Source organism: Brytella acorum (assembly GCF_029309905.1).
Taxonomy (GTDB): Bacteria; Pseudomonadota; Alphaproteobacteria; order Acetobacterales; family Acetobacteraceae; genus Brytella; species Brytella acorum.
The window spans coordinates 1-1,240 of sequence record NZ_JARBJP010000035.1 but is presented as its reverse complement, the minus strand read 5'-3'; the positions used below and the strand labels follow the sequence as shown (position 1 = coordinate 1,240).

Below are 1,240 nucleotides of genomic sequence, written 5' to 3'. Positions count from 1 at the left end.
TGACGTGCCCCCCGGAAATGTAACCATTTAAAAGTAGAGTCCGATCGAGAAGGATACGGACGGATGAAGCGCAGTCGTTTTACGGAAGAGCAGATCATAGGGATCCTGAAGGAACAGGAATCCGGGCTGAAGGTCTCTGATCTTTGCCGTAAGCACGGGATCAGTGACGCGACCTTCTACAAATGGAAGACCCGTTATGGTGGCCTTGAGGTATCCGAGGCCAAACGGCTGAAGGCGCTGGAAGATGAAAACAGCCGCCTGAAACGTCTTCTGGCGGATGCCATGCTGGATAATGCGGCACTGAAGGAAATTGTTGGAAAAAAGTGGTAACGCCTGTCGCGAAACGGCAGGCGGTCCGACACATTCAGGAAGCTCTGGCCCTGAGTGAACGCCGAGCCTGTGCGCTTGTTGGTCTTGCCAGGCGTGTTGCGCGGTATGTTTCCACCAGGGCGGACGATGCCGCCCTGCGTCAGCGCCTGCGGGATATGGCAAGCCAGCGGCGCCGCTTTGGCTATCGTCGCCTGGGCTATCTTCTGGCGCGAGAAGGGTTCAGCCCCAATCACAAGAAGCTATTCCGTCTTTATCAGGAGGAAGGTCTGAAAGTCCGGCATCGGGGTGGCCGCAAGAGAGCATTGGGAACGCGCGCTCCCATAACCATCCCCCAGGAACCCCGGCAGCGCTGGAGCCTGGATTTTGTCTCGGATGCCCTGATCTGTGGTCGCCGGTTCCGCATTCTGGCTGTTATCGACGATTTCAGTCGCAAGAACCTGGCATTGGTTGCCGACACGTCATTATCAGGTGGACGTGTGGCGCGGGAACTGACGGCCCTGGTGGAACGATATGGCAAACCCCTCATGATTGTCAGCGACAACGGTACGGAGTTCACATCCCATGCCATCCTGAAATGGGCCGATGAGATGAAGATCGAATGGCACTATATCGCCCCGGGGAAACCGCAGCAGAACGGATTTGTCGAAAGCTTCAATGGCAGGCTAAGGGATGAATGTCTCAACGAAACGCTGTTTACGTCCCTGACGCATGCCCGCCAAATTCTGGCTGACTGGCGGGAAGACTACAATACGGCGCGCCCACATTCCCAACTGGATGGCAGGACACCGGATCAGGTCGCCAGACAAGCGTCTCGGGGGCATGCCCCCGAGACGCTTGTCATCCCATCAACCCCAAACCATAAAAACCGGAAACTCTCTTTTTGAGTGGTAACAAAAAGGGGGGCATGTCA

General features: G+C 56.2%; 1 protein-coding gene. It reads left to right on the top strand.

Annotation, left to right across the window (positions count from 1 at the left end; translation table 11 throughout):
• Positions 1–63 precede the first annotated feature (63 nt).
• Positions 64–1,214, top strand: a protein-coding gene (locus PWM43_RS15310; protein WP_289843326.1) for an IS3 family transposase whose coding sequence is annotated in 2 segments (ribosomal slippage) — positions 64–322 and positions 322–1,214 — 1,152 coding nt in all. Because the reading frame shifts where the segments join, the coding sequence is not laid out codon by codon here.
• Positions 1,215–1,240 lie beyond the last annotated feature (26 nt).